This is a genomic window from Streptomyces sp. AV19, assembly GCF_015999245.1.
Taxonomy (GTDB): Bacteria; Actinomycetota; Actinomycetes; order Streptomycetales; family Streptomycetaceae; genus Streptomyces.
This window is the reverse complement of sequence record NZ_JAEAMR010000023.1, coordinates 1-3,502: the sequence shown is the minus strand read 5'-3', so window position 1 is coordinate 3,502 and position 3,502 is coordinate 1. Positions and strand designations below refer to the sequence as shown.

Below are 3,502 nucleotides of genomic sequence, written 5' to 3'. Positions count from 1 at the left end.
GTACGAGCGATCCAGGCCGACCGTCAAGCGCTGGGCCACGCATCCCGACTGGCCGCAGGCCACCGGTAAACAGGGGCGCTGGAAGACCTACCCGGCGGCCGCCGTCGCCGAATGGGTCGAGAAGAACATCAAACGCCCTACGGTCCCGCTCGACCCGAAGGGCTGGTACACCGCACAGGACATCGAAGACGCCAACGTGGGCGTCAAGGCCGGCAGCATCCGTTCCGACCTCTCACGGGGCCGCTGGCCCGAGCCCGACGCCCAGACCCGCGAAGGCGTTGGCCTCTGGAGGGGGCAGACGGTGAAGGACGTCCTGGAGAAACGGCGAAGGTACCCGGCACGCTGAAACACGGTCGCGCAACGCCACGCCCACCGTGGGTCGCCGCGAACATCCCAGCAGCAAAAGGCCCTACAGCGCCCCAACACCGCCGAGGCACACTGATAGCCACCTCGCCAGCGCCCCGGGGAGCCACGCCATGCACGAAGACACCCATCCGGCCGGGAACCATCGCCGCGTCGTAGCCCCGCCGGTAGCATCGGCGCGACCTATCCGCTGTGAAGAGAGGCAGCCTTGCCCGATCTGGTCAGCAAGCAACTACTCCACATTCCCATCGACTTCTACGGTTTCGCGCTCCAGGACATCGACGACTCGGCGGTCCCTGTCCCTTACCCGGACGACGTCGACCCCGAGTTGAACCCTGCGGGCTTCCTGACGTTCCACGAAGGCCGCATTGACGTGCAGAGCGCCGGCCACACCCACGAGATCCGCTTCGTGGCCGAGGTCTGGGACAGCGAGCCAGGCGAGGACCACAGCAAGGAGTGGGAGGCGCAGGCCACGGGAGAACTCAGGTCGCCGTCGGGAGAGCTAGCGTTCTGGACCGTCGCGGGCAGTCCGGACGAGACGGTACTCCTTGGCAAAGCCACTGACCTCTGGCGAGTGCGGATGTACTCCGCAGGCCGAACCGAGGTGCAGCGCCTGGCGCAAAGGGGAGTTCCGAAAGGCATCGAGCAGTACCTGGCCCAGTTCTGGCCCACTGGCCGCTGATGAGGGAGGGGCCGCTCTTCAGCCCCTCCCTCCCACCGGTTTACCTGACCACTACGTAGTAGGCGTCATAGTCCTTGGCGCCCTGCGAGTCGATGATCCGGTTCTTGGTCATGAAGCCCGAAAGCAGGAGGCCCCCTGCCCTGTTCTCACTGTCGCGGATCGGGCGCGCCGAGAAGTTGTCCGCGTACTTGCCGCCGACCTTCTTCGCAGCACCCTCGTAGGTACTGGCGAAGGGGTACTCATCACATTCCCGCTTCACCGTCGGATTGCGGGGATCCTTGGTGTAGTCCTTGCCCCAGTACTTCACGCAGGTTGCAATAGCCCTGCTGCGATTGGCGTCGCGCTGCTTCTTGTTGTGGAACAACCGGTGAAGCGGGTCTTGCACCGAGCCCCCGGGAACCTTCTTCCGGGCGTTGTCCGGCTTGGTCTTCGCGGGGTTGGTGAGCGCGTCCTTGACGTGCTGCGCGGCCGCTCGCTCCGGAGCGCCGGCCTTGGTGCTGTAGTACATGGGCACCACGTTGTTGAAGACCGCTGCGCCGCCGCCCTTGGTGACGTACTGGGCAGCGTCCCATCGAGGGGCGAAGATGAACGTCGTGCCCCCCTGGTCGCCCTTGAAGTCGTATCCGGGCGGGGGCATGATCTTCACTGTCGGCTGCCAGGCCGCGAAGACCAGATCGTCGGGCTTGGACCCCTGACCTTTCGCCACCGTAAAGGTTTGAGTGAACGACTGGTTCTTCAGGCTGTCGAAGCTCCGCCCTCCGGGAAGCGTTCCGCTCTGCTTGGTTTTGGCCGACGCGGGCCACGTTTGCTTGATCGCCGTCCGAGCGCTGATCAAAAGGCCGCCGGTGCTGGTTTTACCGGCCTTGTCGAACTCGGTGAAGAAGTACTTGAGCTTTATGTCGCGGCTGCCCTTGGCTATGGTGCCGACGACACGCATATTGAAGGCGCTCTCACCGACTGGCTTGCCCTTCTTGCGCCAGTACTGAATGAAGGACGCCCCTGTGCACACTGCGAAGCGGGACTTGACGTAGAGCTTGTTCTTCGTCCCGAGCCCGTCTTTGCACTCCTTGAGCCTCATGTCGTGCGGCGGCTCCGGATAGCTGACGCCGGCCGCGCGCGGCGCGACCGGAGGTGTCGCTGGCGGCGCCGGGCTCACCTGCCCCGCCCCGCCGGGCGCGTTGGCCGCAGCCGTCGCCTGCGCCAACCGACGCGCCAGGGCGGCAGCAGGTCCCGTGGTCTGGGCGATAGCCGACTCTTCCGCTGTCTGATCGAGGGCACCGGCACGGAGCAGGGCCTGGCCGCTCGCTGTGCCGGTGTCCTTCCACGACGGCCGTTCCGCCCCGAACGTCAGGACGTGCGACTCGACGGACAGCCCCTCTGCGGGGTCATCATCTGCCCCTGCTGGCGAAGCCGCTGGAACCAGCAGTGCGGCAGCCGCCAGCACGGTCAATCCGCGCAGTGTGTGACGACCTCGTACAGGAAAACGTGATCTCACGCGGTCCTCTCTCAGGTCACTCGGCGGGCACTCTGCCCGTCGGCGGCCCCTACACAACCAGCGCAAGAAGCGGAACCCAGCCGCGAGGCGAACGTGCGTCTGATTTCGATTGGTTGATGACCGACTCGCGCCCTTGACGGCCGCCACTGCGCACTGCTCGCCCCCGGTCTGGAACGACACCCGGTACGCCCCTGACGACGGCCAGCCACCGGGGCGTTCGCGTGTCCGCTCGCACATCTCCGGTCACCGTTACGATGATTGACAACGTTGTCAGACCCCGGAGGAGGTGCTGGCCATGGAGGAATCCAGCGGCCCCGGCCAGACCCGGGGCCCCGACGGCAAGTTCATCTACACCGTCGCATCCGCCCAACGCGACGCCGACGCCTGCGAACTCCGCGCCCGCGGCTGGAGCTACAAGCGAATAGCCGACCACCTCGGCGCCGACGTCCACACGATCCACGACGGCGTACAACGCGCCCTCCGCGCGATCGTCCAGGAACCCGCCGAGGAAGTGCGGACGCTGGAGCTGGAGCGCCTGGACCGGCTGTACGAGCGCGCGGTCGAGGTGCTGGAGCGCCGCCACGTCACCGTCTCCCAAGGCAAGATCATCTACGAGGGTGGTGAGCCCCTCGCCGACGACGGCCCTGTCCTCCAGGCCATCGACCGGCTGCTCCGGATCCAGGAGCGCCGGGCGAAGCTCCTCGGCCTGGACGCCGCGACGAAGACGCAGGTGTCCGGCGGCGTGAAATACGAGATCGTCGGCGTGGACATGGATCAGCTCAAGTGACCACGGCACAGCTGGAGCACGCCTTCGAGCCGCACGGCACCGCCCGGGAGGTCATGCACTGCCGCGCCCCCGAGGTCCTCATGTCCGGCCCGGCCGGCACCGGCAAGTCCCGCGCCTGCTTGGAGAAGCTCCACCTCCTGGCCCTGCTCAACCCCGGCATGCGCGGGATCATCAT

General features: G+C 66.6%; 4 protein-coding genes. 3 read left to right on the top strand and 1 reads right to left on the bottom strand.

The window, feature by feature from the left end:
- Positions 1-346: hypothetical protein (locus I5Q34_RS32510; RefSeq protein WP_199896096.1), on the top strand; the 346-nt coding region annotated here is incomplete at its 5' end.
- A gap of 225 nt (positions 347-571) precedes the next feature.
- Positions 572-1,045: a hypothetical protein gene (locus I5Q34_RS32505; RefSeq protein ID WP_199896095.1), complete on the top strand. Its 474-nt coding sequence runs from the start codon at positions 572-574 to the stop codon at positions 1,043-1,045.
- A 40-nt stretch (positions 1,046-1,085) separates the two neighbouring features.
- On the opposite strand, the gene I5Q34_RS32500 is transcribed toward I5Q34_RS32505, so the two are convergent.
- Positions 1,086-2,495, bottom strand: coding sequence for a hypothetical protein (locus I5Q34_RS32500; protein ID WP_199896094.1), 1,410 nt, complete (start codon positions 2,493-2,495; stop codon positions 1,086-1,088).
- A gap of 340 nt (positions 2,496-2,835) precedes the next feature.
- On the opposite strand from I5Q34_RS32500, the gene I5Q34_RS32495 reads away from it, so the two are divergent.
- A complete protein-coding gene (locus I5Q34_RS32495) occupies positions 2,836-3,327 on the top strand; it encodes a hypothetical protein (protein ID WP_199896093.1) in 492 nt (163 codons plus the stop codon).
- The last annotated feature ends 175 nt before the right edge of the window (positions 3,328-3,502 follow it).

What these genes read in the sequence shown, in the direction of transcription:
- I5Q34_RS32495 (WP_199896093.1), top strand. Translation starts at nt 2,836, where the DNA reads ATGGAGGAATCCAGCGGCCCCGGCCAGACCCGGGGCCCCGACGGCAAG.